At 65.4% G+C, this 26,326-nt stretch carries 27 protein-coding genes; 13 read left to right on the top strand and 14 right to left on the bottom strand.

The annotated features are described in order from the left end of the window. Positions 1–2: 2 nt before the first annotated feature. Positions 3–830 carry a MetQ/NlpA family ABC transporter substrate-binding protein gene (locus ACQ4WN_RS07360; RefSeq protein ID WP_436550933.1) on the bottom strand — a complete coding sequence of 276 codons (828 nt, stop codon included), beginning with the start codon at positions 828–830 and terminating at the stop codon, positions 3–5. Positions 831–851: 21 nt separating this feature from the next. Beyond that, a complete protein-coding gene (locus tag ACQ4WN_RS07365) occupies positions 852–2,066 on the bottom strand; it encodes an acyl-CoA dehydrogenase family protein (protein ID WP_436550934.1) in 1,215 nt (404 codons plus the stop codon). A gap of 254 nt (positions 2,067–2,320) precedes the next feature. Here ACQ4WN_RS07365 and ssuE point away from each other — a divergent pair, with 254 nt between their 5' ends. The 5 genes from ssuE to ACQ4WN_RS07390 are packed head-to-tail and all read left to right on the top strand — an operon-like array spanning position 2,321 to position 6,804. Further along, positions 2,321–2,941, top strand: a complete 621-nt coding sequence (gene ssuE, locus ACQ4WN_RS07370) for an NADPH-dependent FMN reductase (protein ID WP_436550935.1) — start codon at positions 2,321–2,323, stop codon at positions 2,939–2,941. Between the two features lie 24 nt (positions 2,942–2,965). Continuing rightward, the gene (locus ACQ4WN_RS07375) at positions 2,966–3,964 is read left to right on the top strand and encodes a sulfonate ABC transporter substrate-binding protein (RefSeq protein ID WP_436550936.1); all 999 of its coding nucleotides are present in this window, start codon (positions 2,966–2,968) and stop codon (positions 3,962–3,964) included. A gap of 12 nt (positions 3,965–3,976) precedes the next feature. Then, positions 3,977–5,137, top strand: coding sequence for an FMNH2-dependent alkanesulfonate monooxygenase (ssuD, locus tag ACQ4WN_RS07380; protein ID WP_436550937.1), 1,161 nt, complete (start codon positions 3,977–3,979; stop codon positions 5,135–5,137). Between the two features lies 1 nt (position 5,138). After that, entirely contained in the window at positions 5,139–5,939 is an 801-nt protein-coding gene (gene ssuC / locus ACQ4WN_RS07385; RefSeq protein WP_436550938.1) for an aliphatic sulfonate ABC transporter permease SsuC, read from the top strand. A gap of 25 nt (positions 5,940–5,964) precedes the next feature. Further along, positions 5,965–6,804 carry an ATP-binding cassette domain-containing protein gene (locus ACQ4WN_RS07390; RefSeq protein ID WP_436550939.1) on the top strand — a complete coding sequence of 280 codons (840 nt, stop codon included), beginning with the start codon at positions 5,965–5,967 and terminating at the stop codon, positions 6,802–6,804. On the opposite strand, the gene ACQ4WN_RS07395 is transcribed toward ACQ4WN_RS07390, so the two are convergent. Together ACQ4WN_RS07395 and ACQ4WN_RS07400 are read right to left on the bottom strand one after the other, a co-directional pair. After that, the gene (locus tag ACQ4WN_RS07395; RefSeq protein WP_436550940.1) at positions 6,752–7,489 is read right to left on the bottom strand and encodes an HAD-IA family hydrolase; all 738 of its coding nucleotides are present in this window, start codon (positions 7,487–7,489) and stop codon (positions 6,752–6,754) included. The genes ACQ4WN_RS07390 and ACQ4WN_RS07395 overlap by 53 nt on opposite strands. A gap of 55 nt (positions 7,490–7,544) precedes the next feature. After that, entirely contained in the window at positions 7,545–8,000 is a 456-nt protein-coding gene (locus ACQ4WN_RS07400; protein WP_436550941.1) for an META domain-containing protein, read from the bottom strand. A 149-nt stretch (positions 8,001–8,149) separates the two neighbouring features. Here ACQ4WN_RS07400 and ACQ4WN_RS07405 point away from each other — a divergent pair, with 149 nt between their 5' ends. The 4 genes from ACQ4WN_RS07405 (at position 8,150) to ACQ4WN_RS07420 (ending at position 12,634) form a co-directional block, all read left to right on the top strand. Continuing rightward, on the top strand, positions 8,150–9,118 hold the full coding sequence (locus tag ACQ4WN_RS07405; protein ID WP_436550942.1) for a hypothetical protein: 969 nt from the start codon (positions 8,150–8,152) through the stop codon (positions 9,116–9,118). Continuing rightward, the gene (pdxR, locus tag ACQ4WN_RS07410; protein WP_436550943.1) at positions 9,115–10,590 is read left to right on the top strand and encodes a MocR-like pyridoxine biosynthesis transcription factor PdxR; all 1,476 of its coding nucleotides are present in this window, start codon (positions 9,115–9,117) and stop codon (positions 10,588–10,590) included. The genes ACQ4WN_RS07405 and pdxR overlap by 4 nt, the downstream gene beginning before the upstream one ends. A gap of 97 nt (positions 10,591–10,687) precedes the next feature. Then, on the top strand, positions 10,688–11,896 hold the full coding sequence (locus ACQ4WN_RS07415; RefSeq protein ID WP_436550944.1) for a benzoate/H(+) symporter BenE family transporter: 1,209 nt from the start codon (positions 10,688–10,690) through the stop codon (positions 11,894–11,896). A 195-nt stretch (positions 11,897–12,091) separates the two neighbouring features. Beyond that, on the top strand, positions 12,092–12,634 hold the full coding sequence (locus tag ACQ4WN_RS07420) for a gamma carbonic anhydrase family protein (protein ID WP_436550945.1): 543 nt from the start codon (positions 12,092–12,094) through the stop codon (positions 12,632–12,634). On the opposite strand, the gene ACQ4WN_RS07425 is transcribed toward ACQ4WN_RS07420, so the two are convergent. From ACQ4WN_RS07425 to ACQ4WN_RS07455, 7 genes are all read right to left on the bottom strand, one after another. Then, positions 12,607–13,548 carry an acyl-CoA desaturase gene (locus ACQ4WN_RS07425; protein ID WP_436550946.1) on the bottom strand — a complete coding sequence of 314 codons (942 nt, stop codon included), beginning with the start codon at positions 13,546–13,548 and terminating at the stop codon, positions 12,607–12,609. The genes ACQ4WN_RS07420 and ACQ4WN_RS07425 overlap by 28 nt on opposite strands. Continuing rightward, positions 13,548–13,865, bottom strand: a complete 318-nt coding sequence (locus ACQ4WN_RS07430; RefSeq protein WP_353657795.1) for a DUF3144 domain-containing protein — start codon at positions 13,863–13,865, stop codon at positions 13,548–13,550. Before ACQ4WN_RS07430 ends, ACQ4WN_RS07425 begins: the two co-directional genes overlap by 1 nt. Positions 13,866–13,936: 71 nt before the next feature. Beyond that, complete coding sequence (locus ACQ4WN_RS07435) at positions 13,937–14,443, bottom strand: gluconokinase (RefSeq protein WP_436550947.1); 507 nt, start codon at positions 14,441–14,443, stop codon at positions 13,937–13,939. After that, entirely contained in the window at positions 14,440–14,943 is a 504-nt protein-coding gene (yfiB, locus tag ACQ4WN_RS07440; RefSeq protein ID WP_436550948.1) for an outer membrane lipoprotein YfiB, read from the bottom strand. Before yfiB ends, ACQ4WN_RS07435 begins: the two co-directional genes overlap by 4 nt. Before the next feature lie 16 nt (positions 14,944–14,959). After that, a complete protein-coding gene (gene dgcN / locus ACQ4WN_RS07445) occupies positions 14,960–16,231 on the bottom strand; it encodes a diguanylate cyclase DgcN/YfiN (protein WP_436550949.1) in 1,272 nt (423 codons plus the stop codon). Next, positions 16,228–16,806 (bottom strand): regulatory sequestration protein YfiR, encoded by a 579-nt coding sequence (gene yfiR, locus ACQ4WN_RS07450; RefSeq protein ID WP_436550950.1) that lies wholly within the window; start codon positions 16,804–16,806, stop codon positions 16,228–16,230. Before yfiR ends, dgcN begins: the two co-directional genes overlap by 4 nt. 196 nt (positions 16,807–17,002) lie before the next feature. Further along, entirely contained in the window at positions 17,003–18,655 is a 1,653-nt protein-coding gene (locus tag ACQ4WN_RS07455) for a Na+/H+ antiporter (RefSeq protein WP_436550951.1), read from the bottom strand. Positions 18,656–18,843: 188 nt separating this feature from the next. Here ACQ4WN_RS07455 and ACQ4WN_RS07460 point away from each other — a divergent pair, with 188 nt between their 5' ends. The 4 genes from ACQ4WN_RS07460 (at position 18,844) to ACQ4WN_RS07475 (ending at position 23,788) form a co-directional block, all read left to right on the top strand. Beyond that, positions 18,844–20,142, top strand: coding sequence for a cytochrome c (locus tag ACQ4WN_RS07460; protein WP_436550952.1), 1,299 nt, complete (start codon positions 18,844–18,846; stop codon positions 20,140–20,142). Between the two features lie 29 nt (positions 20,143–20,171). After that, positions 20,172–20,639, top strand: coding sequence for a (2Fe-2S)-binding protein (locus ACQ4WN_RS07465; RefSeq protein WP_436550953.1), 468 nt, complete (start codon positions 20,172–20,174; stop codon positions 20,637–20,639). Next, positions 20,632–22,950, top strand: a complete 2,319-nt coding sequence (locus tag ACQ4WN_RS07470; RefSeq protein ID WP_436550954.1) for a xanthine dehydrogenase family protein molybdopterin-binding subunit — start codon at positions 20,632–20,634, stop codon at positions 22,948–22,950. Before ACQ4WN_RS07465 ends, ACQ4WN_RS07470 begins: the two co-directional genes overlap by 8 nt. A gap of 172 nt (positions 22,951–23,122) precedes the next feature. After that, entirely contained in the window at positions 23,123–23,788 is a 666-nt protein-coding gene (locus ACQ4WN_RS07475; protein ID WP_436550955.1) for a dienelactone hydrolase family protein, read from the top strand. Positions 23,789–23,795: 7 nt separating this feature from the next. Here ACQ4WN_RS07475 and fghA read toward each other — a convergent pair whose 3' ends face one another. Genes fghA through lepB form a run of 3 tightly spaced genes read right to left on the bottom strand, consistent with a single transcriptional unit; the run spans position 23,796 to position 26,307 of the window. Further along, a complete protein-coding gene (fghA, locus tag ACQ4WN_RS07480) occupies positions 23,796–24,665 on the bottom strand; it encodes an S-formylglutathione hydrolase (RefSeq protein WP_436550956.1) in 870 nt (289 codons plus the stop codon). A 56-nt stretch (positions 24,666–24,721) separates the two neighbouring features. Beyond that, positions 24,722–25,585, bottom strand: coding sequence for an NAD-dependent protein deacetylase (locus tag ACQ4WN_RS07485; RefSeq protein ID WP_436550957.1), 864 nt, complete (start codon positions 25,583–25,585; stop codon positions 24,722–24,724). Positions 25,586–25,635: 50 nt separating this feature from the next. Further along, positions 25,636–26,307 (bottom strand): signal peptidase I, encoded by a 672-nt coding sequence (lepB, locus tag ACQ4WN_RS07490; RefSeq protein WP_436550958.1) that lies wholly within the window; start codon positions 26,305–26,307, stop codon positions 25,636–25,638. Positions 26,308–26,326: the final 19 nt, after the last annotated feature.

Consider the following 26,326-nt stretch of genomic DNA (forward strand, 5'->3'; position numbering starts at 1 on the left):
GCTTATTTCGCGGCCGTTTGCAAGGCTTGCTGGTAATCGGGTTTCGAGTAACCGGCAAAGTGCTTGTTGGTGATGTCGAGGAATTCGCGCGAACGGTAGGCGGCTGCCAGGTCTTTCGCGAACTGCTTGTCCTTGTCCGCCGTGCGCACGGCCACCAGGTTGATGTAGTTGGGCGAGATTTTCTCGGCCACCAGCGCGTCCGTCAGCTTCAGTCCCGAGGCCAGCGCGTAATTGCCGTTGATGAAGGAATAGTCGGTGTCGCCCAGCGAACGTGGCAGCTGCGCCGCTTCCAGCGGCAACAGCTTGATTTTCTTCGTGTTGACGGCGATATCCTTTTCCGATGCGCGCACGGGGTCGAAGCTGCTGCGCAGCTTGATCCAGCCCAACTGGTCAAGCAGCACCAGCGCGCGCGCCTGGTTGGTCGGATCGTTCGGCAAGCCCACCGTCGTGCCTTCCTTCACCTCATCCAGGCTCTTGTGCTTCTTGCTGTAGATGGCGATCGGCGCCGTGGGTATCGTGATCAGGTCCGTCAGGGCCAGCTTGTGCTCCAGCGCGAATTTCTTCAGGTAGATGATGTGCTGGAACACGTTCGCGTCCAGCGACCCCTCGGCCAGCGCGAAGTTCGGCTGGACGTAGTCATTGAATTCCACCAGCTTGACCTTGTAGCCCTGTTTTTCCAGGATAGGCTTGATGCCCAGCTTGATCTGGTCGGCGTACGGCCCGGCGCTGGTGCCGATGGTGATGTCCTTCGGGTCCGTGGCGTGGACAAGGTTGCTGGCCAGGGCCAGGGTCAGGGCGGTGAGGAGGATGCTGCGGCGGGCGATGGTCATGGTGGCTCCTAGTTGGGTAAATTATGAATACGCGGTCGGCTCGGGCAGCGTACCTGTCAAGGCAAAGCGTCCCAGGTCGCGCAGCTTGTAATCGATGGGGTCGTGTAGGGTGTGCACGCGCACGTTGCGCCAGTAGCGGTCGAAGCCATACTGGGCCGAGGTGGAACGGGCTCCCGTCAGTTCGAACATCTGGCTGCTGATTTCCAGTCCCGCCTTGTGCGCCAGGCACTTGGCTTCGGCCACGGAGACGGCCAGCAAGCCCCGTTCGTGCGCTGTGACCAGCGGTCCCCTGCGGAACACGGTTTCCAGTGTCTGCGCCGCCGCGTCGGCCAGCACTTGCGCGGGGCGCAGCAGCAACCATAGCTGGCCGTAGCGGTGCTGTATCAACGGGTCGTCCGTTGCCTTGGCCACGCCTGCGGCAAACCAGGCTTTCGCTTGCTCGTCCGTGTAGCGGCGCGCCGCCTCGAACGCGCCTTCGGCGATGCCCAGATATAAATTCGCCATGATCAGCTGCGCGATCTGCGAGCGCACGGTGGCTTGCGGCGTGGCGGCCTGCGCGGGCGCCTGCAGCACCAGTTCCTGCGGCAGGGCGACCGCCTGGAAATGCACATTGCCGCTGTCTGTCTGGCGCTGGCCGAAGGCGTCCCAGTCCGCCTGTACGGTCACGCCATCCTGGCGCGTGGGCAGGGCGGCGATCAGCGCCGTTTGCGTGGGCGCGTGCCAGGCCGACACGGTCAGCCAGTCGGAACCGACGGAGCCGGAAGAAAAGCTCTTGATGCCGTCGAGGATGAAACCGTCATCGCTGTCGATGGCCGTCACGCGTTTGTCGAGGGGATTCAAGGCATTGCCCCAGAACAGGCGCTCGTCGACGGTGAGGGTGAGCAGGCGGCGCTGCTGCTGCGCGCTGCCATATAGCTGCAAGCCGGCCAGCTGCAAATGATGGAAGCCGAAGACATGCGCCAGCGCGCTGTCGGCGCGCGCCAGGATGCGGATCACCTGGTACACGAGGGGCCAGGATGCGCCCTGGCCGCCGAATTCCACGGGAATCGACAAGGTCAGCAAGCCTGATTCGCGCAGCCATTCGCGCTCCTGGGCCGCGTGGCCGCCGGCCTGGTCGCGGGCATTGGCCGTTTCGGCCAGGCGCGCAGCCAGCGCGGTGGCGACGCTGATGGCGTCCTGCAGCGGTTCCACTGCGGAAGCGGCGGAGCGGGTGGCGTGGAGAAAAGCACTAGGCATGGGGCGGATTCCAGAAAGACGATGACGCCGATATTGCACCGCCGGGCGTGCGCCGTACACGAAGAAAACCGCGCATGGATATGCGAAAAAAGCCACGTGGGGACCGGCGCCTTCACTTGCCGGGCGTCGGGCCCGGATAGTCAAAAAACGCATATCGAAGCGCGAAAGCATTCGTTTTACCCGGCTGATGATGGCGATAGGCTGCAAGCATCCGAGCAGATCCACTTTCGATAACCTACAGGGACGGGCATCACATGAGCATCTTGTTATTGGGCGGTAGCCCCCAGCTACCATCGAGTTCCAGCCGCCTGCTGTTGCATATCGGCGAACAACTGGCGCTGCAGGGCCACAGCTACGCCAAGCTGCATGTGCGCGACCTGCCGGCGCGAGCGCTGCTGCTGGCCGACTACGACGACGCGGCGATTGCCCGCGCCGTTCGCGCCGTGGCCGACGCCGACGCCATCGTGATCGCCACGCCCATCTACAAGGCCTCGTATACAGGGTTGCTGAAAGCCTTCCTCGACCTGCTGCCGCAAGATGGCCTGGCCGGCAAGCTGGTGCTGCCGCTAGCCACGGGTGGCGGCCATGCCCACACCCTGGCGCTCGACTATGCGCTGCGCCCCGTGCTGCATGCGCTGGGCGCCAAACAAGTCTTCACCAGCATTTATGCCAATGCGCAGCAGCTGGACTGGCACGAAGAGCGGGGCCTGAGCCTGGATGCGCCGATTGCCGAACGCGTGCAGGCCGGCATCGAGGAACTCTCCAGTGGCCTGTTCGTTCTGCAGGGCCGGCGCCCGTCCGCGCCAACCGACATCTCCGTACCCGTGCGTTCGCTGCAAGACCAGCCGTACGCGCACCACTATCAAGCCGCCTGATTATCCACCGACCAAGGAACCGCCATGACACACCGCCAAGCACAACGTCTTTCGCGCCGTACCACTCTGGGCTTGCTGTTTGCAGCCGCCGCCGGCGTGATGGCGGCCGGCATGCCGGCCACGGCGCTCGCGCAGGCCAAGGGGGAAGTCCGCATCGGCTACCAGAAATACGGCACCCTGACCCTGCTCAAAGGGCGCGGCACCCTGGAAAAACGCCTGGCCGAACAAGGTGTGGGCGTGAAATGGACGGAGTTCCCGGCCGGTCCCGTGCTGCTCGAAGGCTTGAATGTGGGTAGCATCGATTTCGGCACCGTGGGCGAGGCGCCGCCGATCTTTGCGCAGGCAGCCGGCGCCAGCCTGGTGTATGTCGGCAATGAGCCGGCGTCGCCGGCCAGCGAAGCCATCGTCGTGCCCAAGGGCTCCGGCCTGCGTACCCTGGCCGACTTGAAGGGCAAGAAAATCGCCCTGAACAAGGGCTCGAACGTGCACTACCTGCTGTTGAAAGCACTGGAAAAGGCGGGCGTCGCGTATGCCGATATCCAGCCCGTGTTCCTGCCGCCGGCCGACGCGCGCGCCGCCTTCGAGCGGGGCAGCGTGGATGCCTGGGCTATCTGGGACCCGTTCCTGGCGGCCGCCGAAAAGCAGCTGGGCGCCCGCGTCCTGGCCGATGGCAAGGGCCTGGTGGCGAACTACCAGTTTTACCTGGCGTCGCGCACGTATGCGGAAAAAAATCCCGAAATCCTGCGCATCGTGCTCGACGAGGTGGCCAAGGTCGATGACTGGGGCCGCAACAACCCGGACGAAGTGGCGACGATCCTGTCGGCGCAGACGGGCCTGAGCACGGAAGTGGTGGCGCTGGCTGCCTCGCGCTATGCGTACGGCGTCAAACCTGTCTCGGTCGATGTCATCGCTTCGCAGCAAAGGGTGGCCGATGCGTTTTCCAGCCTGAAGCTGATTCCCAAACCGATCGTCGTCAAGGATGCGCTGCTGCCGGCGCGCCAGCTGGCTACCAGCGCAAAATAAGGAACAAATATCATGTCATTGAATGTCTTCTGGTTCATCCCCACCCACGGCGACAGCCGCTACCTGGGCACGTCGCAAGGCGCGCGGCCCGTCGATGCCGACTATTTGCGTCAGGTGGCCGTGGCCGCCGATACGCTGGGCTACGATGGCGTGCTGCTGCCCACGGGCCGCTCCTGCGAAGATGCGTGGGTGGTGGCGTCATCGCTGATCAGCGTGACGCAAAAACTCAAATTTTTAGTGGCCGTGCGGCCAGGCCTGTCCACGCCGGGCCTGGCCGTGCGCATGGCATCCACGTTTGACCGGCTGTCGAACGGGCGCCTCCTGATCAATGTCGTCACGGGCGGCGACCAGGGCGAACTGGAAGCGGACGGCCTGTTTGCCGACCATGCCAAGCGCTATGAGATTTCCGATGAATTCATCAAGGTGTGGCGCGCCACCCTGGCGGGCGAGGGCGGCGCGGCCGGCTACGATTTCGAGGGCAAGCATATCCAGGTCAAGGGCGCGAAAACCCTGTACCCGCCCGTGCAGAAACCATACCCACCGCTGTATTTCGGCGGCTCGTCGGAGCCGGCGCATGAACTGGCGGCCGAGCAGATGGACGTGTACCTGACCTGGGGCGAGCCGCCCGCCGCCGTGGCCGAGAAAATCGCCGACATCCGGGCGCGCGCCGCCAAGCGGGGCCGCACGGTGCGCTTCGGCATCCGATTGCACGTGATCGTGCGCGAGACTAACGAGGCGGCCTGGCGCGCGGCCGATGAACTGATCAGCCACCTGGACGACGACATCATCGCCAAGGCGCAGGCAGCCTTCGGCAAGATGGATTCCGTGGGCCAGCAGCGCATGGCGGCCCTGCATGGCGGGCGGCGCGACAAGCTCGAAGTGTCGCCGAATCTGTGGGCGGGCGTGGGCCTGGTGCGCGGCGGCGCGGGCACGGCCCTGGTGGGCGACGCGCCCACGGTGGTGGCGCGCATGCAGGAATACGCGGACCTGGGCATCGATACCTTCATTTTCTCGGGTTACCCGCACCTGGAAGAATCGTACCGCTTCGCCGAGCTGGTATTCCCCTTGCTGGGCAAGGGCAAGGCCGTGGGTGAGCAGTCACTGACGGGCCCCTTCGGCGAAGTCATGGCCAGCAACATCGTGCCGGCCGCGCCGCAGAAAAAGGCGGCCTGAGATGGCGGCCGGCTCAATACAACGGGCAAGCACCGCCCCTTGGCCTTCGCTGCGTCACGCACTCGCGCCGTGGGCCCTGCCCGTGGCGCTGCTGCTGGCCTGGCAGCTGGCGGCGCAATGGGGCTGGCTGTCGAGCCGCATCCTGCCCGAGCCATGGGCCGTGGCGAAGGCCTTCTGGCACCTGGCCGTGTCGGGCGAGCTGTGGCTGCACCTGAAAACGAGCTTGTGGCGCGCCACGGTCGGTTTCGTCATCGGCGCGGGACTGGGTTTGCTGCTGGGCCTATTGACGGGCAGCTTCCGCCATGCAGAAACCCTGCTCGACACGACGCTGCAAATGGTGCGCAATATCCCGGCGCTGGCCCTGATCCCGCTGGTGATCCTGTGGTTCGGCATCGACGAGACGGCCAAGCTCTTTCTGCTGGCCGTCGGCGTCTTCTTTCCCGTCTACCTGAATACCTTCCACGGCATCCGCTCGGCCGACCAGGGCTTGATCGAAATGGCGAAAAGCTACGGCCTGTCCGGCTGGCCTCTGTACCGCGACGTGATCCTGCCGGCCGCCATGCCCTCCATCCTGGTGGGCGTGCGCTTCTCGCTGGGACTCGTGTGGGTGCTGCTGATCGTTGCAGAAACCATCTCGGCGCAGGCCGGCATCGGCTACATGACCATGAATGCGCGCGAATTCCTGCAAACGGACGTGGTGCTGGTGGGGATCTTGCTGTACGCCTTGCTGGGCAAGCTGGCCGATTTGTTTTCGCGGGGGCTGGAACGCCACTGCCTGCGCTGGAATCCCGCGTACCGATAGTGACGAAATGAGGAAAGAAAAAACCATGCTGCTTGCCCCCATCCAGATTGAAACGGATTTTTTGTCGCACTTCGTGCAATACGACCCGGCCGGCGCGCCGCCGCAGGCGAAGGTCGCCCCGCAAGCTCCTTTTGCGCGCCGCGGCGTGCCGCTGGCATTGACGCAATTGAGCAAGGCCTATGGCGAACGCCCGGTCCTGAACAACGTCGACCTGCAGCTGGTAGCGGGCGAGTTCGTCGCCATCGTGGGGCGCAGCGGCTGTGGCAAGAGCACCTTGCTGCGCTCGATCGCGGGCCTGGAAAACATCGATGAAGGCAGGATCACCATCGGCAGCGGCGTGGGCGCGCCCGATATCCGCATCATGTTCCAGGAATCGCGGCTGCTGCCGTGGAAGACAGTGCTAGCCAACGTGGCCCTGGGCTTGCCCCGCTGCGTCGGCGCGGCGGCCGCCTCGCTGTGGACGGTGGGCCTGGCCGAACGCGCCGACGACTGGCCGGCGGCCTTGTCGGGCGGCCAGAAGCAGCGCGTGGCGCTGGCGCGCGCCCTCGTGCACGAGCCGCAATTGCTGCTGCTCGACGAGCCATTGGGTGCGCTCGACGCGCTGACGCGCATCGAGATGCAGCAGTTGATCGAGTCGTTGTGGCTGGCGCGCGGTTTCACGGCCGTGCTGGTGACGCACGATGTGGCCGAAGCGGTGGCGCTGGCCGACCGGGTGCTGCTGATCGAGGATGGGCGCATTAGCCTGGACGTGCGGGTGGATTTGCCGCGCCCTCGCCAGCGCGGCCATGCGGCCTTCGCCGCGCTGGAGCAGGCTATCTTGTCGCGGGTGCTGCAAGCGCAGGGTCAGATAACTGCGCCAGCATGATGAAACCGTCGCCATCGAGCGTCGCCACGATGCCATCGTAGCTGTCGATGGCCGGGTGGCGCGTGGCCAGCGGGTGGGCATGCGTGGCGGTGACGACGATGACTTTCGCGCCAGCCGCCTCGCCCGCCTCGATGCCGACGGACGCGTCTTCAAACACCAGGCAGTCAACAGGCGCCACGCCCAGTTTTTCCGCCGCCAGCAGGTAGCAATCGGGTTTCGGCTTGCCCGCCTTGACGTCTTCCGCCGTCACCATGATGGCGGGAATGGGCATGCCGGCCGCCTTCAGGCGGGCCGTGGCCAGCGCGCGCGGCGCCGACGTGACAATCGCCCATTGCGCGGGCGGCAGCGACTGTAAAAAGCGCAGCGCCCCGGAGATTTCAACAATTCCTTCCACATCGATGATTTCCGCATCCGTGATGCCCTGCGACTCGCGCTGCGCGTCGACGCCGGGCAAGGCCAGCTTGGCGATGGTATCGACCGAGCGGGCGCCGTGGATGGTGGGCAAAAAGGCCGCCACGTCAAGGCCCTTGCGCTGCGCCCAGGTGCCCCAGATGCGTTCGGCGGCGGCGATGGAATTGATGACGGTGCCGTCCATGTCGAACAGCAGGGCGCGGTAGCGGCCTGCGGCGCGGGGCGGCGTCGACGATAACGGTGGCTGCTGCAGCGGCGAGGGCAGTGCGGACATGGCTTCCTTCCGGATGATGGGCTGGAAGCCATTGTAACGGCAGTCGATTTTTATTTCACAGGTAGACAGATTCAAACCTGGCCACGGGCGCGCCATCCTTGAGCAGGATCAGGTACTCGCCTTCAAAACGGTAACCCGTCACGCTGTTCAAATTGGCCAGCACGGCGCTTTCCAGCTGCATCAGGGGAGGCGGGCAGGCCATGCGCGTGCCCGCCAGCTGCGTGAAGCGCAGGGTATTGCCGGCCAGCGTGTAGCCGCCCATCACGCGGTTGCAGCCCGTAAAACCCTGGACCTTGCCATCGTCGGTGAGGGTGATGCGCACTTCGCGCTCCTGCTCCGGCGCCATCGTTACGGGGGCGCCATCGAGTTCTGTCAGCTTCCAGTAGGTATTTGTCAGGCTGTAGCTGGGCGTCAGGCCCGTGTCCGGCTTGGCGCTGTCGGGCGTGGTGGCGCAGCCGCCGGCCATGGCGATGGCGGCGGCGAGTGGCAGGTATTTCAGACGATGCAGCATGGGACGCTCCTGTTAGAGGGAAAATGCCTGCAGGCTAGCAGATTTTTCGCGCCAGCCCGCGTACCGCAGCGGCGATTATTTTCATTTTGCCAGCCTTGGCATTACACTCATGCTTTCTGCTGTTTCAACTTTATCGGGGAGCCGGGCCGATGCTGCATGCACAAGCGCTGGATAATCGACTGGTCGCCACCACTGGCGACGACGTGCTGATCGACCGCATCGTGCCCGGTGCGCCGCTGGTCATCGCCTTCGGCTTCGTTTCGTGGACCACGCGCCCCGCCTTCGATTTTTACGGGCGCTTGCGCAAGCTGGAGCAGGTCAGCGGGCAGCCGCTGAACAAAATTCTCGTGCGCGACTCCGGCAATGCCTGGTACCACCGCCAGATCGCGGGCCTGGGCAGCCATGTGGATGAAACGGCGCAGGCCCTGCGCGAGCTGGTGAACCGCATCGCGCCAAGCCAGATCACTACCATCGGCCAGTCCATGGGCGCGTATGCGGCCGTCATGTTTGGCTTGCTGCTCGATGCGCAGCAGATCGTCGCCTTTGGCCCCTTGTCCTTCCTCGACGTGCAGCAGGCGCGTTTGTATCATGAGCTGCGCTGGCTGCCCGTGATGGAGTCGCTGGCGCAAGACCCGCCAGCCTCCGGCTATTACGACCTGGCGGCCCTGTGCCGCGCCAGGGCGATGGAGCATACGCAGCTGCACCTGGTGTTCGGCACGCGGCCAGACGCGGCCCGGCCGGACATGGCCAGCGCGGGCGGCAGTGCCAGTGCGAGCGCCAGCGAATCGGTGAACCTCGACGCCATGCATGCGCAGCGCCTGGCCGCCTTTGGCCGCTGCACCCTGCACCCGTTTCCCCATTCGGGGCACGCGGTGGTGCAGCACCTGATCGACACCAAACGCCTCAACGGCTTGCTGGCAGCATGCATACTCGGTCTCACTTTGGCGCCCGAGCCGATGCCGGAGATCGGCGCCGCGTGGCAGGACTGGGTAGCGGAAAATCTGCATTTGGGCTGCACCGGCGAACAGCTGGTGGCGGTGCTGCAGCAGCATGGCTTTTCGCCGGCCAGCAGCACGGCCGCCGTGGATGCCGCCCGCGCCGCGCCGAAAGCACCATGACACCGCAGTTCGAACTCGACACCCTGAAAATCCGCATCGCCGCGCCTGAACTGGCGGCGCTCGACTTGCGCGTGCGCGTGCAGCGCGCGCTGCGCCAGCTGATACTCGATGGCGTGCTGGCGCCCGGCCTGCGCCTGCCGGCCACGCGCGCGCTGGCGCAATCGCTGGGCGTGTCGCGCGATACCGTGGAAATGGCGTATGCGCAGCTGCGCCTGGACGGGTATATCCAGCGCCATGCTGGATCGGGCAGTTTCGTGTCGCAGAAGATAGGCGCGAGCTTGCTGGGCAAGCCGTCGTCGGCATTGCAGCCTGCGTCCGCGCAGCCGGTGGCCCTCAGCGCGCGCGGTGCGCATATCCTCGCCAGCGGCGGCGTAGCCGACCAGCAGAGCGTGAAGGCGTTTGCCACGGGCTTGCCGGAAACGCGCGCCTTCCCGCTCGACGTGTGGGAACGCTTGCGGCGCCAGGCGGCCAGCGAACACCATGCCAGCGTACTGCTGCACGGCGACCCGCAAGGTGCCGCGCCCCTGCGGCAAGCCATCGCCGATTATGTGAACCTGGAGCGGGGCGCGCGGGCCACGGCGGATCAGGTGCTGGTCTTGAGCAGTACGCGCCAGGCCCTGTACCTGTGCGCGCAGGTGCTGGCCGATGCGCATGGCCCGATATTGATGGAAGATCCCGGCTATTTCGGCGCGCGCAAGGCGTTTGAGATGGCGCAATTGCGGGTACTGCCCGTGCCCGTCGATGCGCATGGACTGTCCATCGAACACTTGCGGGCGGACCTCAGCGGTGCCAACACGATTTACGTCACGCCGTCGCATCAATACCCGACGGGCGCCACGCTGGCGCTCGAGCGCCGCTTCGCGCTGACCGCCTGGGCCGCCGAGCGCCAGGGCTGGATCATCGAAGACGATTACGACAGCCAGTTTCATTACGCCGGCTTGCCGACGGCTTGCGTGCAGGGGCTAGACACGCAGCAGCGCACGATTTATCTGGGCACCTTCGCCAAGTCACTGTATCCGGGCTTGCGCATCGGCTACATGGTGCTGCCGCCTGCGCTGGTCAAACCGATGACGCAGGCGCGCAGCATTCTCGACGGGCATACGCCGCAACTGGATCAACTGACATTGGCCCGTTTCATCGCCGATGGCCATTTCGCAGCCCATGTGCGGGCCATGCGAAAAATCTATGCCGTGCGCCGCGATGCGATGGCGCAGGCCGTGCGCCAGTATTTGCCGCACGTGGTCACGGCGCAGCTGCCGCCGGGCGGCTTGCAACTGCCGTGTCTGCTGCACGAGGGCAGGGATGAGCTGGACACGCTACGTCTGGCGGCGCAGGCGGGCATCGTGCTGCCGGGCCTGAGCCGGCTGTATGCGACGCCGCCGGCGCGCGGCGGCTGGCTGCTGGGCTTTGCGGCGCTCACGCCGCACGAGATCGAGAGCGGCATCGTCCGCCTGGCGCGCGCGCTGGGATAAGCCCGTTGAAGTGGTCTGCTGTTGGCTGATGAATTGGCCTGCTTTGGCAGTCCATATGGCCATTAAGATGCTCCCTTTTAATGGCAGGGGCATACACATGACAACAACAACCACAACAAGCGCCGCCATGGCCGACCGGCTGCACTGGCGCGATCTTGCTGCCCCCACGATGGCGGCCTGCATCTCCGTCCTCGTCAACTATGGCGGCACCTTCGTGCTGGTGTTCCAGGCGGCCCAGTTGGCCCAGCTCAGTGCGGTGCAGACGGCGTCCTGGGTCTGGTCGCTGAGCATCGGCGTGGGCGTGACGGGCATCTGGCTAAGCTACCGCTACCGCGCGCCCATCATCACGGCCTGGTCGACGCCTGGCGTGGCCTTCCTGGCCACCGTCATGCCGCACACGCCGTATGCGGAAGTGATCGGCGCCTACATGGTGTCCGCCATCGCCTTCATTTTGCTGGGCATGTCCGGCGCCTTCGAGCGCCTGGTGCGCTGGATTCCTGGCGGCATCGCCGCCGGTTTGCTGGCCGGCATCCTGCTGCAGTTTGGCGTGAACGCGTTTGGTGGCGCCAGCGCCGACCCGCTGCTGGTGGTGGTACTGCTGCTATCGTACGCCGTGCTGCGCCGTTTCACGGCACGCTTTGCCGTGGTGGGCATCATGCTGATCGGCCTGGCCCTGCTGCTGGCGCAGGGACGCATCGATGGGCAAGGCATCGAACTGGCGCTGGCCGCGCCCGTGTTCGAGATGCCGCGCTTTTCCGTGGCATCGCTCTTGGGCGTGGCGCTGCCCCTGTTCCTGATCACGCTGACGGGGCAATATATGCCCGGCATGCTGGTGCTGCGCAATGACGGCTACTGCGTCAGCGCCAATCCCATTCTCACGGTGACAGGCCTCGGTTCGCTGCTCATGGCGCCGTTTGGCGCGCATGCCTTCAACGTGGCCGCCATTACGGCCGCCATCTGCACGGGCAAGGATGCGCATGCGGACCCGGCTAAGCGTTATGTCGCCGGGCTGGCGTGCGGCGTGCTGTATATCCTGGTGGGCATCTTCGGCGTCACCCTGGCCAGCCTGTTCATGGTCTTGCCGCGCAGCTTCATCACGGCGCTGGCGGGGCTGGCCCTGCTGGGCGCCATCGGCAACAGCCTGGCGCAGGCGATGGCCGACGTGCGCATGCGCGAAACGGCGTTGATCACCTTCCTGGCGACGGCCGCGAACGTCACGCTGCTGGGCGTGGGCGGCGCCCTGTGGGGTCTGGCGGCGGGACTGGCGGCGCATGGGCTGATGCATGGCTGGCGCAAGGCGGCTTGACAGCGGCATCGCCATGCAGCTTGCCCATGTTGCCAGCCGCCGCATACAATTGCTGCGCCCGTGCCCGCTGGCTCCGTGTTTCCGATCTGGGCCGAACGATGCACGAGATCACTTCCCTGGCGCATGGCCTGGCCATTTTTGCGCTGGCCGCCGGCTGGGTGTGAATGTCTATTTTTAATGAAAAGCGAGAAAGCGATGCCTGTCAGTTCCTACCTGAATACCCGTCCCGTCGTGGGCGAGCGCGTCTACCTGCATGACACGGCGCAAGTGATTGGTGATGTGCAGATCGGCGACGACTGCTCGATCTGGTGCAACAGCGTGCTGCGCGGCGACGTCAACCGCATCGTCATCGGCGAGGGCAGCAATATCCAGGACTTTTCCATGGGCCATGTGTCGCACAAGAATGCGGCCAAGCCCGACGGTTCTCCCTTGACCATCGGCAAGTACGTGACCATCGGCCACTCCGTGATCTTGCACGGCTGCACGATCGGCGACGAATGCCTGATTGGCATGGGCAGCATCGTCATGGATGACGTGGTGGTGGAAAAACACGTGATGCTGGGCGCGGGCAGCCTGGTGTCGCCGGGCAAGGTACTGGAAAGCGGGCATTTGTACGTGGGCCGGCCCGCCGCCAAGGTGCGCCCGTTAAGCGAAGCGGAGATCGCCTACCTGCGCTATTCGGCTGAACACTATGTGCGCGTAAAAAACAATTACCTGGCCGGTGGCGACGACGCCTGAGCGCCAGCGCGGTCCAAACGGCGCAATGCCGGCCGCGGCGCCAGGTCTTGCGGCAGGCGCAGGGCGGACACCAGGCCCAGGCGCCGCCACAGCAGCAGTACCCACCAGCCCGGGTCCCATTCGCCCGGCAGCAGGCCCAGCCTGGCCGAGCCGGGATAGGCGTGATGGTTGTTGTGCCAGCATTCGCCCATGGTCAGCAGCGAGACCAGGCGGATATTTCTCCCTTGCACGGCGGCGCCTTCGACATGAAAATGCATTTGCCCATGGTTGTGGGCGAAGTAGCCGATCAGCCAATGGCCCAGCACGCCGGCGCTGACGCGCGCGCAGACACCCCAGCAGGCCAGGCCCCAGCCGCCCCAGGCGAAGAACAGCACGGCCCACGGCAGTTGCTGTAGCATCCAGGTGGCTTCCAGAAAACGGTAAAAGCGGTCGTGCGCGATGCGCGGCTCGATGGCGATGTGCGGCGGGTGGAGCAGTTGCAAGCGGCAGTGGAGTTGCCACCAGGCATCGCGCCAGAAGCCGGCGCCGTGGCGCAGGTAGGGGTGGCAGTCGGGCAGGCGCTGGGCGTAGTCGCGCAGCTCGTGCTGGCGCAGCAGGCCCAGCGGGCCGCAGAGTCCCACCAGCACGCCCAGGTACACCAGCAGGTATTCCAGCCATTGCGGGCAATGAAAGCTGTCGTGGATCAGTTTGCGATGGCTGCCCAGCGAGTGGCCAAACAGCAGGACGATGGCCGTGCCGGCCACGAACAGCAGCAGGCCGGTCCAGCTGAAGGCGAACAGGGTGCCGGCAATGGCGCCGGCCAGCATGGTTGCCAGCCACAATGATTGCAGCGGCGCGTAGCGCACCACGCCGTCCAGCACGCTGTCGGGGTGCGTGGCGCGGGCGCGGTGGCTGTCCAGGCCGGTAGTTGACATCAGCCCTTGGGGGCTGACGACGGTTGCGTGTACTTGTCGAAGTTGGTGATGTAGTCGTTGAAGTTGTCGGTCAGCATGCGCTTGTACTGTTCCGTGAAGAAGGCCACGGCGCCTTCCTTTTCTTCCTGCATCTTCACCACGTCATTGCTCTTGCTGGCGACGAGGAAGGCGTTGAAACGGGCGGCCGCGTACAGCAGCGAGGTGGCTACTTCATTGCCGCCGCTGTGCATGCATTGTTCATTGGCCAGGGCGATGACCTGGTCGGCGCGTTCCCAGAATTCCGGGCCCGGTGCTGGTTTGGTGGTTGGTGTGGTCATAAAAATCCCTCATGAAAGTGCGCGCCAGTCTACACAGGGGGGCGCGGGCTGTCCAGCCGCGCGGCTGCCTGTCAGGGCGCCTGCAGGATCTGTTCGACCAGCACAACCAGCGGCTGGCGGATATCGAGCACGATGCCGGCCTCGTCCACCTGTAGAGGCTGCAGGGTGGTCAGCTGGCTGTCCAGCAGGCTGGCCGGCATGAAATGGCCGGGGCGCTGCATGCGGTGCTCCAGCACGGCGCGCGGGCCGTCCAGGTGAACAAAGCGCAGGGCCGGGTCGCCTTCGCGCAGCAGGTCGCGGTAAGCGCGCTTCAGGGCCGAGCAGGACACCACCAGGCCGCTGCCCTGCGCGCGGGCCATGGCGATCCGCTGGCGCAGGGCGGCCAGCCAGCCGGCCCGGTCGGCATCGTCGAGGGGGATGCCGGCCGCCATCTTGGCCACGTTTTCCGGGGAATGCACATCGTCGCCCTCCACGTAGGGCACGTGCAAGGCTTCGGCCAGCAGCTTGCCGACGGCGCTCTTGCCGCAGCCGGACACGCCCATCACGACCCAGCGCACGACGGGCACGCCCAGGTTCATGGCGCCGAAACGATGACGGTGACGCGGCGATTTTCCGCCTGGCCCGCCTTGGTAGTGTTCGAGGCCACGGGCTTGCTCATGCCCAGGCCCTTGACGGCGATGTTGTCGCGTGGAATGCCCGCCACGCCCATCGCATCGGCCACCACGTTGGCGCGCGCCAGCGACAGCTTGTTGTTCAGTACTTCGGCGCCTTCATTGTCTGTATGGCCTTCCACGCGCATGTGCGTGATGCCCACTTTCAGCAAGGCGGCGCTGATTTTCTGGATGGCGGCCCGGCTCGGCGCCGTCAGGCTGGAGGCGCCAAAGTCGAATAGCAGCTTGTCGGTAAAGCTCAGTTCCCAGCCTTCGTCGGTCTGGTTGAAGCCCTGCTCATTCAAGGTGGCGACTTGCTCGGCGTTGAAGGTGGGCTTGGTCTTTGGCGTGCTCTGGCAGGCGGCCAGCAGGCCCAGCATGAACAGACCGAGGAAGCCGAGGCGTAATTGCTTGTAGATGAATTGCATGGCGTTGCTCCTTGGTTCAGGGGTGAGTGTGGGGTTGCGGCAGGCGCGCCACCTGGCGCGTGCCGCGCTGCGCCTGCTTGGCGCGGTACATGGCTTCGTCCGCCGCGCCGACCAGCGAGGCGGCGTCGATGGCGTGATCGGGGAAGACGGCCACGCCGATGGTCAGTGAGCTGACGATGCTGTTGCCGGTAGGCAGTTCAATGGCTTGCGCCATGGCGGCGATGATGTTGTCGGCGATGTGCATGGCATCGCTGCTGTTGCGCAGCGGCTTGAGCAGGATGGCAAATTCGTCGCCGCCCAGGCGGGCCACCAGGTCGCCTTCGCGCAATTGCTGCTTGATGCGCGCGGCGATCGTCACCAGCACGCGGTCGCCCGAGGCATGGCCGAAGGTATCGTTGATGTACTTGAAGCGGTCGCTGTCGAGGAACAGCACGGCCACCTTGCCATTGCCAATGCGCGCATCGAGGATGGCGCGTTCCAGCTCCGCTTCCATGAAGGCGCGGTTCGACAGGCCCGTCAGGCTGTCGTGGTTGGCGCGGTGCGACAGCGAGGCGTGTTCCTTTTGCAGATGGCTTTGCCACGCTTCCAGTTCGTCGAGCAGGGCGTTGAAGTCGTCATTGAGCTGGTTCAGTTCGGCGATGTTGGCTGGCGGCACGCGCAGTTCGAACGAACGGTCACGCCGCACGCGGTGGGCCGTTTCCGCCAGGTGGCGCAGGGGCGAGGTGATTTCTGTTTCCATGCGGCGCGACAGGCGCACGGCGACGGCCAGGCTAAGCACGAGGCAAGCCAGCAGGCAGGAGAGGCCGCTCAGCAGGAAGGGCAGCAGGCTGCGGCTGTGCGGCACCAGCTTGATGCTGCCGATGGCCTGGTCATTGCGCATGATGGGGAACGTCAGCGAATCGGGCAGTATCCAGCCCGTCAGTGCGCGTTCGATGTAGTAGCGGGTGCCGTGCTGACCCCGTTCCCAGCGGGCCAGCACCTTGCCGGCCGTGTCGCTCACCTGCGCCTGGTCAATATCTTCATTGACGCCGATCAAGGCCAGCGCTTCTTTGGCGGCCAATGAGTCGCCAAAGACGACGGCCCCTTCCACCGTGTAGCTCATCGAGCGGGCCACCAGGCGCAGGTTCTGGTCCGAATACACGCGCAGGGCCAGCAGCGCCACGGCCGTCAGGGTCAGACCGGCAGCCAGCACGGCGATCAGCGACACACTCAGGTGGGCGCGCCGCAGCACGCTGTCGAGTGTGGGGCGGGGCTTGCGCGTCAGCCGGGGAGGCATGCCGGCGCTCATGGCGGTGGTGCCTTGCGGCGTGCAATTTGCAAGGCGTTCGGATGCACGCGCAGGCCGCTGCGGGCGATGGCGTCGAGGTTGACGTCAAAACCGATCTGCGCCTCGGAGAGGCGCAGGCAGAACATGGTGCCCACGGTGCAGGACGTGCCGGGTTCGGCGACCGATAAAATCGGCTTGCCGATGATCTGCGCCAGCAGATGCTCGCGTTCACCATCGGGCAGGCTGCCCAGGTAAATGACGTCGCATTCGCTAGCTGCGGCTGCCGCCGCCGGGATTTTCACGCGGATGCGCTGACCCAGGCTGGAGGCGGGCGTGTCGACGATTGCCGCGCCATAACGGGGCGCGCCGAGCATGCAGACGCGCACTTCCGGGCGCGCCAAGGGCCAGCGCACATAACTGATGATGCCAAACAAGACCTGGGCCACTTCGGCCGGACGCCTGGCGTCGCTCGCCGCGCCCGTCTGCGCCCACGCCGCGCGCGGCGCCAGCGCGCCGCAGGCGAATAGCGAGGTCAGCAGCACGGCGAGCAGGGCAGGCAGCGCTGTGCGCTGCCGGTGGCGAAGGGAGGAGGGCACGGCGTCGGGTGTCTTTATTCAGGTCAGGTGGCTACTCAAATTGCTACGCATCAGCACAGACTGTACGGAAGTCCATGCTGAAAGTAAATCACGGCGCTACGCCATACAACCTTGCATTATAAACACGAATGTGAAAACTTGCATTCTTTGCCACGAGAATTGCTTATTCATACAGCCGCAGCGGGCCAGAGTGTTGCTATTCTTCCAGTGTCGCTTCCAGCAAGTCGATTTCGCGCAGCAGGCGCAGATGGATGGTGTCGTCCAGTTCGCCCGAGATGCGGCGGCGGAACAGTTCATCGCGTTCCGCATTCAGTGCTTCCAGTCGCAGCGCGCGCTCGGCGCGGGCCAGTTCCTGCAGCCGCATCGCTTCGTCGTTGCTGCTTTCGCCATACGCGAGGCGGCGCCGGTAGGCTTCGATCAGGCGGTTGGCCGCCTCGGTGACGACTTGCTGCTTGTCATTCTTGTCGATGCCTTCGCAGACCTTTTCCAGCCGCGCGATGGCCGCTTCGGCAGCAGCGGCGCGGGCATTGCGCTCTTCCGTCGAGCGGCGCGCGGGCGGCGCAAACACCAGGCCCTTGGTCAGCAGGGGCAGGGTGACGCTGGCCAGTATCAGCGACAGTAAAATCACCCCCATAGCCAGGAAGATGACGAGATCGCGGGCGGGGAAACGATTTCCGTCAGGCAAGAACAAGGGCAGGGTCAGGATGCCGGCCAGGGTCAGCGCGCCGCGCACGCCCGCAAACGACGCCACCAGCAGCAGGCGCAGGCTGGGGCGTGCCAGCAGCGCCGCATCCTTCGGTTCGCCGGCTATTTTCTTGTGGTGCTTGAACAAGGTCAGTTTCATGGAAATGAAGACCCAGATGAAGCGCATGAAGGTTAGCCCCACCGTGATGGCGATGACGAACAGGGGCAGTTTCCAGGCGCTGCCTGCACCCACTTCCATGGATGCGGCGGGCAAGCCGGCCACGGTGGTGGGCAGTTGCGCGCCCAGCATGACGAAGATCACGCCATTCAAGACCAGTTGCACGGTATCCCACACGGCCTTGCGCTGGGTGCGCGTGGCGGCCAGCGGGCGGCCGATCAGGTCGGCGTAATGCATGGACACGCCCGCCGTGGCGGCGGCCAGGATGCCCGAGCCGTGGATTTGCTCGGCGCCCAGGTAGGCGGCAAATGGAATCAGGATGCTGATGAGGATCTGCAGGCCTGGCTCTTCGCCAACCTTGCTCACCAGCCATTTATTCGCCAGGCCCACGCCCCACGAGATGGCCAGGCCGATGACGATGCCGCCGCCCGCTTCCTGCAGGAAACTCAGCGAGGCTGCGCCGATGGAAAAGCCGCCCGTCATCATGGCGCCCACGGCAAACGTGAAGCAGACCAGGCCCGAGGCGTCGTTCAGCAGGGATTCGCCTTCGAGGATGTGCATCAGGCGCGGCGGGATGGGGTTGCCGGCCGCGATTGCCGACACGGCCACGGGGTCGGTCGGCGAGAGGATGGCGCCCAGCGCGAAGGCGACGGCCAGCGGCACGCTGGGGATCAGCCAGTCGATGAAGAAACCCATGCCCAGCACGGTAAACAGCACCAGACCGATGGCCAGCATCAGGATCGAGCGCGCATCGGAAAAGAAGGCGCCCTTGGGAATGCGCCAGCCGTCGAGAAACAGCAGCGGCGGAATGAAGAGCAGGAAGAAAATGTCGGGATCGAGCGGCACTTGCACGCCAAACAGGGCCAATCCCGTGCCGCCGGCAATCTGGATCAGGGGTAGCGGCAGCTTGACCCAGCGCGAGCGGGCGATAAAGCCGCACAGGACGACGCTCAGGACGAGGATGAGGATGATGGCAACGGTATGCATGAAGGGAGCGGCGGCGTGCTGAAACGCTGATTATAAGGCGCAGCCCGCGCATGGCGTTGCCTGCGTGTCATTGCGTACATACAACAAGTCACAATCGCGGTAAGATTGTCCCTATCGTTGTTACCATCTGCGCTGTCGCCGTCGTCCCTGCGCGGCACGCGTGCCTAGCCTTTTACCGGATTCCTGTTTTGCTCAAGAAAATCTTCACCGGCCTGCTGTTATTGCTGGCGCTGCTCATCGTGGCTGCCCTGGCTGCCTACTTGTATTACTGGCGCCCCGCGCTGGCGCCCATCGATCCGCCTGCCGCTACGGCATTTTCCCCGCAAATGGTGGAGAAGGGCCGCATCCTGGCCGGCATGGGCAATTGCGCCGCCTGCCATACGGCCAGGGGCGGTGCCGATTACGCGGGCGGCCACGGCCTGGCCACGCCGTTCGGCATGATTTACGCGACGAATATCACGCCCGACAGGCAGACGGGCATCGGCCGCTGGTCGCTGGCCGCCTTCCAGCGGGCCATGCGCGAAGGCGTGGGCCGCGATGGCGCCCACCTGTTTCCCGTCTTTCCGTACACGCACTTCAACCTCGTCTCGGACGCCGACCTGACGGCCTTGTACGCGTATTTCATGACGCGCCCGCCCGTGTATGCGGTCGCGCCCGCCAACAGCGTGCCTTTCCCCTTGAACCTGCGCCCCTTGCAGGCGGGCTGGAAGCTGCTGTTTTTCAAGCCAGCGACTTTTCAGCTGGATCCAGCGCAAGGGCTGGACTGGAACCGGGGCCGCTACCTGGCCGAGGGACTGGCCCATTGCGCCGCCTGCCACACGCCGCGCAATGCGCTGGGCGCCGAGCTTGCCGGTGCGTCCTATCTGGGCGCGGCCATCGATCACTGGTATGCGCCGGCCTTAACCAGCGCCAACACGGCACCGCTGCCGTGGACGCAGGATGAACTGTATGCCTTCCTGCGCACGGGGGCGACGGCCTTGCACGGCGTAGCGGCCGGGCCCATGTCGGCCGTCGTGCACGAAGGCATGGGCGCATCGCCCGATAGCGATATCCGCGCGCTGTCCATCTATTTTGCCGGCGTGGCCGGAGTCGGGCAACGCCAGGTCGATACCGATACCGTGGTGAAAGCCGGCATCGCCCGCTCGCAGCGCGTCAGCCTTGTCGACAACGACCGTGGCGCCAGCCTGTACGTGGCCGCCTGCGCCTCGTGCCACTCGAACAGCGATGGCAGGCCCGTGGCATTGCGTCCGGAACTGAGCCTGAACAGCGCCGTCAGCGCGCCCGATCCCGCCAACCTGATCCAGGTGATATTGCACGGTTTGTCCAGAGATGAGGGCATGCCCGGCGTGCTGATGCCCGGCTTTGCCGGCTCGCTGACGGACAACGACGTGGCCCAGCTGGCCGCCTACTTGCGCCGCAGTCGCAGCACGCAGCCCGCCTGGACGAACCTGGAAGCGGCCGTGGCGCGCACGCGCGCCGGCAAGTAATTCTTAAAAGTTTCTTATTTATAACACTTATGTACAACATTACCGTGAATGGCCAACCCTTCGGCACCGAGGTCGACGCCGAGACACCCCTGCTGTGGGTGCTGCGCGACGAAGCCCATCTGAAAGGCACGAAGTTTGGCTGCGGCATCGGCATGTGCGGCGCCTGCACCGTGCATGTGGATGGCCGCGCCATGCGCTCGTGCATCACGCCCATCGCCGCCGTCACCGGTTGCGCCATCACCACCATCGAAGGCCTCTCGCCGGACGGCACGCACCCGCTGCAGCTGGCCTGGATCGCCACCCAGGCGCCCCAGTGCGGTTATTGCCAGTCGGGCCAGATCATGCAGGCGGCCACCTTGCTGCGCGACTATCCACAGCCGACGGATGCGAATATCGATGCCGTCATGAGCGGCAACCTGTGCCGCTGCATGGCGTATGTGCGCATCCGTAAGGCGATCAAGCTGGCGGCCGGCATGCAGGAGGCGCCCGGTGTTTAAGTTGCCGAAAGAAAATGCCAGTGTCCGTCCCGCTTCGCTGGGGCGGCGCAGTTTCCTGATCGCCTCCGCCGGCACGGGTTTTACTTTGGCCTTCTTGCGCGCCGACAGCTCATTGGCCGCTGGCAAGGTGGCGCCCGTGCCGCGAGTCAAAGCCAGCGCACCCGTGTTCGATCCCAGCATCTGGTTTCAGATTGAGCGCGACGGCATCGTCACCGTCAACATTGCCAAGGCGGAAATGGGTCAGCATATCGGCACGGCCCTGGCGCGCATCGTGGCCGAGGAGCTGGAGGCGGACTGGAGCAAGGTGCGCCTGCATTACGTGGACACGGACCCGAAATGGGGCTTGATGGTGACGGGCGGCAGCTGGTCCGTCTGGCAGAATTTCGATCTGCTCAGCCGTGCCGGCGCGGCCGGACGCATCGCGCTGGTCGAAGAGGGCGCGCGCCTGCTGCGCGTGCCCGTGTCCGCCTGCCATGCCCGGCTGGGCGTCGTGCATGGCCGTGGGCGCTCGATCAGCTATGGCGACATCGTGCGCCGTGGCAAGCTGGCGCGCCAGTACACGCCGGAGCAATTGAAAGCCATCGTGCTGAAGACGCCGCAGCAGCGCAGCCTGATCGGCCAGAACGTGCAGGCGCTCGATATTCCGGCGAAAACGAATGGCACGGCCGTGTACGGCATCGATGCGCATATCGACGGCATGCTGTATGCGCGCCCGAAGATCCCGCCCACGCGCTACGGCGCAAAAGTGGTGTCCATCGATGACTCGGCGGCCCAAAAGGTACAGGGCTACTTGCGTTCGTTCGCCTTGCAAGATCCCAGCGGCACGGTGCCCGGCTGGGTGATGGTGGTGGCCGACACGTATGCGGCCGCCATGCGTGCGGCCGACCTGGTGCAGGTGAAATGGCGGGCCGGTGAGGCCGCCCACGTGTCGGAGCAGGATATCGTCAACTATGCAGGCAAGCAGCTGGCCGATGCCAGCCTGGGCGCCCGCGTGGTCGATGATGATGGCGTGGAGCAAGCGTTCAAGGATGCCAGCCTGCAACTGGAGCGCCACTACACGACCAGCACCGTGCTGCATTTCCAGCTGGAACCGGTGAATGCGCTGGCGCAGGAAATCGACGGCGTCTGGCACATTCATGCGGGTAACCAGTGGCAATCGTTGATCCTGCCCGTGCTGGCGCAGGCGTTGAAGGTGCCGGAGAGCAATGTCATGCTGCATACCTATCTGCTCGGTGGCGGCTTCGGGCGGCGCCTGAATGGCGATTATTGCGTGCCGGCCGCGCTGGCGGCGCAAGCCGTCGGGCGCCCCGTCAAGATGATTTGCACGCGGGCCGACGATGCGCGTTTCGATTCGCCCCGTTCGCCATCCGTGCAGCATGTGCGCATGGCGTTCGACGACGCGGGCAAGGTCTCGGCGATGGTGCACGAAGCGAGCGCGGGCTGGCCCACGCAAGCGATGATACCCGCCTTCCTGGCCAAGGATAAGCAGGGCCATCCGTATGACCCGTTTGCTATCGCCGGCGCCGACCACTGGTACACGGTGGGCGCGCAGCGCGTGCGGGCCGTGTCGAACGACCTGGCCAACAGCAGTTTCCGCCCCGGCTGGCTGCGCTCCGTCGGGCCGGGATGGACGAATTGGGCTGTGGAAAGTTTCATGGACGAGGCGGCGCAGGCGGCCAAGGTCGATCCGCTGGCGTTCCGTTTGTCGCTGCTGCAGGCGACGGGGCGCAACGCGGGCAGCGCGCCGAACGCCATCGGTGGCGCCGCGCGCCTGGCCCACGTGCTGCAGCGGGTGGCGGACAAGGCGGGCTGGGGCACGGCCATGCCGCCCGACACGGGTCTGGGCATCGCCGCCACGTTCGGCCAGGAGCGCGACATGCCGACCTGGACGGCCTGTATTGCCCGGGTGAAAGTGGACCGCAACACTTGCATGGTGAAAGTCGAAAAGCTGTTCATGGTCATCGACGCGGGCAGCATCGTCGATCCCGATGGCGCGCTGGCGCAGGCGGAAGGGGGCGCCCTGTGGGGCGTGAGCATGGCCTTGCATGAAGGCACGGCTTTCCTCAACGGCGAAGTGAAGGATACCAACCTGAATACCTACACGCCCCTGCGCATGGCCGACGTGCCCGAGCTCGATATCGAATTCGTGGCCAGCACGGCAACTTCGACGGGCATGGGCGAGCCGCCCACCACGGCCGTGGCGCCCGCCATCGGCAACGCCATCTTCGCCGCCGTGGCGTCGCGCGTGCGGCACTTGCCGATCCGCCCGGAAGCCGTGCTGAAAGGGCTGGACCGGCACGGTGCCGTCTGATGCCGGCGTGTGGCAAATTTGCCGAGCGCCGCGCGTGAACGGACGCAGGCTGGTACACTGAGGATTGCAGCTCAGGGCGCGCAGGCTGCGCCCGATCCGGCAAAATCAGCGCAGCAGCAGTGTGATTTCAGCTTGATGTCAGCTCGATTACAGTTCGATAGCGGAGGCAGCCATGCAAGAACAATTTGTCAGCATCACGGCCGATGAACTTCAAATGGACGGCGTGCTTGAAATGCCCGAGCGGCCGGTGGGCATCGTCCTGTTTGCCCATGGCGCGGGCGCCGACAGCGACTACCTGGGCGCCTCCAGCCACGCCACTTCCCAGGATTTTCTGCGGGCGGGCATCGCCACCCTGCGCTTCGACCAGGGCGGTGTCAAGCCTGGCGGCGGCAGCAATGGCCACGCTTATTTCGTGCGCAGCGATATCGTGCTGCTGGCGCGCCAGCTGGAAAAAGCCCTGGGCTGGCTGCAAGTCGATCCGTCTACGCGGCGCTTGCCCTGCGGCCTGTATGGCTATGGCACCAGCGCGGCCGTGGTGATGCAGCTGGCAGCCTGGCGCAGCGCAGAAATCGCCGCGCTGGCCGTCTGCGATGGCCAGGTGGAAATGGCGGGCAAGGCGGCGCTGGAAAACGTGCGCGTGCCTTCTCTGCTGATCGTGGGCGGGCGCGATCCCGATGTGGCAGGCCTGAACCGCATGGCCTTCGCCACCTTGCGCTGCGACAAACAACTGGAACAGATCGCCGCCCCTGGCGGCCCCGACACGCGCCACCAGGCGGCCCTGCTGGCTACCGACTGGTACACGCGCCATTTCAACGGGCATACCAGTACGGCGCAATAGGCGCCAGTCAGTCGATGGCGCGCAAGTTCTTCGCATGGAAGCGCAGATGCTCTTCCATGAAGCTGGCGATGAAGTAATAGCCGTGGTCATAGCCGGCATGGCGGCGCAGCTGCAGGGGCTGGCCGGCGTCGCGGCACGCCGCTTCGAACACCTCGGGGTACAGTTGCTCGGGCAGGAACTTGTCGGCCAGGCCCTGGTCGATCAAGATGCCGTTAGGAAACAGTGCCGGCTGGCCTTGCAGGCCGCGCATCAGCGCGCTGGCGTCGTATTGCTGCCAGCTGGCCTCGTCACTGCCCAGGTAGCCCGTGAACGCTTTTTGGCCCCACGGGCACTGGCTCGGTGCGGCGATGGGCGCGAAGGCAGACACGGAGCGGAACAGGTCAGGGTTGCGCAAGGCCAGCACCAGCGCGCCATGGCCGCCCATCGAGTGGCCGAAGATGCCCGTGCGTTGCGCATCGATCGCCAGTTCCTGTTCCAGCAGGGCGCGCAGTTCCAGGATATAGCTGTACATGCGGTAGTGGCTGCGCCACGGCGCTTCGGTGGCATCGACGTAAAAGCCGGCGCCCGCGCCGAAATTCCAGGAATCGCTTTCGCCCGCGATGTTGGCGCCACGCGGGCTGGTGTCGGGCGCGATCAGGATCAGGCCTTCCTCTGCCGCCACGCGCTGCGCGCCACCCTTGATCATGAACGTTTCTTCCGTGCATGTCAGGCCAGCCAGGTAAAACAGGGCCGGGCGCTTGATGCTGACGGTGGCGCCTGGCGCCGTGTCGGGAATGAAGGCCGAAAAACGCATGGGCAAGCCGATGGCGTGCGCGTCGTGGCGATAAAAGCGTTGTACACCGCCAAAACAGGCGTGTTCACTCAACAGTTCCAGCATGAATTCTCCTCGTCAATGCCATAGTATAGCGAGAGCGGCGCACCGCTGAGCCGGGATCAGCCCAGCATGGCCGCTAATGCTGGCAAGATGTCCTGTGCCGGCGCATCGGTCTTGAATGCCAGCAAATGGTCGGCGCGCGTCTTGCCCATGTTGATGGCGGCCACGGGCTTGCCCGTCTCGGCCGCCATGCGGCACAGGCGGAAGCTGGAATACACCATCACGGATGAGCCAACCACCAGCAGGGCACTGGCGGCCTGCATCTTGCTTTCTGCCTCGGCCGCGCAGGCGGCGGGTACGCCATCGCCGAAAAACACCACGTCGGGCTGCAGGGTACCGCCGCAGCGGGGACAGACGGGCAGGTGGAAGGTGGCCAGCTGGGACGGTTCCAGCAAGGCGTCGCCATCGGGTGCCGGCGTGGCCTTGGCGCCCAGCATCTGCGGATTGTCGCGTTCCAGCATGTCCTGGATCAGGCGGCGCGTGTGGCGGGCGCGGCAATCGAGGCATACCACGCCATGTATGCTGCCGTGCAACTCCGTGACGGCCGCGCTGCCTGCCTGCTGATGCAGGCCATCGACGTTTTGCGTGACCAGGCCGCCAATGTGCTGGCGCTGGGCCAACTGCGCGATGGCCAGGTGGCCGGGATTGGGCGTGGCGCGCGCGAGGGTGGGCCAGCCCACCATGCTGCGCGCCCAGTAGCGGCGGCGCACGGCTTCCTGGCGGCGAAAGTCGGGGCCTTGCACGGGGGCATTGCCGCGCCGCACGCCTTCCGTGTCCCGGTAAGCGGGAATGCCCGACGCCGTGCTGATGCCGGCGCCCGTCAGCAGCAGCACGTCGGGATGGCGCTGCAGGAACTGCGCCAGTGGCTCCAGGGCGGGATCGTCGCTGGCGGCTTGCAGGCTGGCGGAGGGAAAGTTTTGCATGATGCGCCATGCTAACCGAAAAGCACGGCGCCGTTGCAAGGGGGAGAGGTTTACTCCAGCTTCATGCCGAAACGCTGCAGCCGCGGCTGCCAATGCTCGTCGATATTGGCCGAGACGAGGATGCGCTCGGCCTTGCCGATCAGCAATGCGCGTGGCACGAAGCCGAAATAGCGCGAATCGGCGCTGTTGTCGCGGTTATCTCCCAGCATCATGAAGTGGTCGGCCGGCACCGTCACGGGGGCAAAGCTGCGCGCCGCGCCCGCGATTTGCGGCAAGACCTGGATGCGGTGCTGCTCGGTCGCGTTGCGCTCGCTGACGCGCTGCGCCGTCAGCTGGCCCAGGTGGGCGATGGTTTCGGGCGCCGTGTCGAGCGCCGTGTACCGGGCGGGCTGGCCATTGATGACCAGCTGTTCATTGCGCATTTCCACTGTGTCGCCGGGCAGGGCGATGATGCGCTTGATCAGGCGCGTGCCATCTTTCGGCGAGGAAAAGGTGACGATATCGCCCCGCTGCGGGTCGCCCAGGCGCTGCAGCACGATATCGGTGAGCGGTACTTTCAGGTTGAAGGCGAGGCGGTTGACGAAGACCACGTCGCCTTCAAGCAGGTTGGGACGCATGGATGCCGACGGTATCGGATTCCAGTCCGCCACGGCCGTGCGGAATACGCCGAACAGCAGCAGAAACATCAAAAAACCTTTGTTGGCGCGCATCCATGTTTTCATATTGGCTCTTTCGCTGGGC

It is taken from the genome of Janthinobacterium pasteuri, assembly GCF_051380775.1.
In the GTDB taxonomy this organism is placed as follows: domain Bacteria; phylum Pseudomonadota; class Gammaproteobacteria; order Burkholderiales; family Burkholderiaceae_D; genus Janthinobacterium.

Bases quoted from the DNA above. Each gene is read 5' to 3' on its own strand.
- ACQ4WN_RS07405 (WP_436550942.1), top strand. From the start codon at position 8,150: ATGCTGCATGCACAAGCGCTGGATAATCGACTGGTCGCCACCACTGGC.
- ssuD (WP_436550937.1), top strand. From the start codon at position 3,977: ATGTCATTGAATGTCTTCTGGTTCATCCCCACCCACGGCGACAGCCGC.
- fghA (WP_436550956.1), bottom strand. From the start codon at position 24,665: ATGCTGGAACTGTTGAGTGAACACGCCTGTTTTGGCGGTGTACAACGC.
- ssuE (WP_436550935.1), top strand. From the start codon at position 2,321: ATGAGCATCTTGTTATTGGGCGGTAGCCCCCAGCTACCATCGAGTTCC.
- ACQ4WN_RS07430 (WP_353657795.1), bottom strand. From the start codon at position 13,865: ATGACCACACCAACCACCAAACCAGCACCGGGCCCGGAATTCTGGGAA.
- dgcN (WP_436550949.1), bottom strand. From the start codon at position 16,231: ATGAGCGCCGGCATGCCTCCCCGGCTGACGCGCAAGCCCCGCCCCACA.
- pdxR (WP_436550943.1), top strand. From the start codon at position 9,115: ATGACACCGCAGTTCGAACTCGACACCCTGAAAATCCGCATCGCCGCG.
- ACQ4WN_RS07360 (WP_436550933.1), bottom strand. From the start codon at position 830: ATGACCATCGCCCGCCGCAGCATCCTCCTCACCGCCCTGACCCTGGCC.
- ACQ4WN_RS07365 (WP_436550934.1), bottom strand. From the start codon at position 2,066: ATGCCTAGTGCTTTTCTCCACGCCACCCGCTCCGCCGCTTCCGCAGTG.
- ACQ4WN_RS07375 (WP_436550936.1), top strand. From the start codon at position 2,966: ATGACACACCGCCAAGCACAACGTCTTTCGCGCCGTACCACTCTGGGC.
- ACQ4WN_RS07390 (WP_436550939.1), top strand. From the start codon at position 5,965: ATGCTGCTTGCCCCCATCCAGATTGAAACGGATTTTTTGTCGCACTTC.
- yfiB (WP_436550948.1), bottom strand. From the start codon at position 14,943: ATGCAATTCATCTACAAGCAATTACGCCTCGGCTTCCTCGGTCTGTTC.
- ACQ4WN_RS07415 (WP_436550944.1), top strand. From the start codon at position 10,688: ATGACAACAACAACCACAACAAGCGCCGCCATGGCCGACCGGCTGCAC.
- ACQ4WN_RS07400 (WP_436550941.1), bottom strand. From the start codon at position 8,000: ATGCTGCATCGTCTGAAATACCTGCCACTCGCCGCCGCCATCGCCATG.
- ACQ4WN_RS07455 (WP_436550951.1), bottom strand. From the start codon at position 18,655: ATGCATACCGTTGCCATCATCCTCATCCTCGTCCTGAGCGTCGTCCTG.
- ACQ4WN_RS07485 (WP_436550957.1), bottom strand. From the start codon at position 25,585: ATGCAAAACTTTCCCTCCGCCAGCCTGCAAGCCGCCAGCGACGATCCC.
- ACQ4WN_RS07435 (WP_436550947.1), bottom strand. From the start codon at position 14,443: ATGAACCTGGGCGTGCCCGTCGTGCGCTGGGTCGTGATGGGCGTGTCC.
- ACQ4WN_RS07465 (WP_436550953.1), top strand. From the start codon at position 20,172: ATGTACAACATTACCGTGAATGGCCAACCCTTCGGCACCGAGGTCGAC.
- ACQ4WN_RS07420 (WP_436550945.1), top strand. From the start codon at position 12,092: ATGCCTGTCAGTTCCTACCTGAATACCCGTCCCGTCGTGGGCGAGCGC.
- ACQ4WN_RS07475 (WP_436550955.1), top strand. From the start codon at position 23,123: ATGCAAGAACAATTTGTCAGCATCACGGCCGATGAACTTCAAATGGAC.
- lepB (WP_436550958.1), bottom strand. From the start codon at position 26,307: ATGAAAACATGGATGCGCGCCAACAAAGGTTTTTTGATGTTTCTGCTG.
- ssuC (WP_436550938.1), top strand. From the start codon at position 5,139: ATGGCGGCCGGCTCAATACAACGGGCAAGCACCGCCCCTTGGCCTTCG.
- ACQ4WN_RS07395 (WP_436550940.1), bottom strand. From the start codon at position 7,489: ATGTCCGCACTGCCCTCGCCGCTGCAGCAGCCACCGTTATCGTCGACG.
- ACQ4WN_RS07425 (WP_436550946.1), bottom strand. From the start codon at position 13,548: ATGTCAACTACCGGCCTGGACAGCCACCGCGCCCGCGCCACGCACCCC.